Annotated in this window: 1 protein-coding gene; it reads left to right on the top strand. The window is 51.4% G+C overall.

Annotated features, from left to right (window positions below; all coding sequences use genetic code 11):
* A partial coding sequence (locus tag B3K89_RS12390) for a branched-chain amino acid ABC transporter permease (RefSeq protein WP_345907486.1) occupies positions 1 to 368 on the top strand: 368 nt, incomplete at both ends.

Raw genomic sequence — 368 nt, 5'->3', positions numbered from 1 at the left:
TTGTTTCAGCGTTTGGCTCGTTCCCGAATGGGAAGGGCCCTTACTGCAGTACGCGAGGATGAGATTGCAGCTCAAGCTATGGGCATAAATATTACCAAGTACAAGGTGTCTGCCTTCATCCTGGGAGCTTCGGTTGCAGGTATTGCCGGCTCCCTCCAAGCAACATTCACCCTTTCGGTCACTCCTGGAACCTACACGTTCATGGTTTCTGTCATGGTGCTGTGCATGGTGGTCCTCGGTGGCATGGGCAACTTCAAGGCCTCGATTCTCGGCGCCTTCATTATTCAGTTTATCAGCTATTTCCCGCAACTTACAGGATTGTCTGGGAGTATCCCGGCACAATTCCAGCAGATACTCTTTGGCCTCAT

It is taken from the genome of Sphaerochaeta sp. UBA5849, assembly GCA_002432715.1.
Lineage (GTDB): Bacteria > Spirochaetota > Spirochaetia > Sphaerochaetales > Sphaerochaetaceae > Sphaerochaeta.
This window is presented reverse-complemented; position numbering and strand designations above follow the sequence as displayed.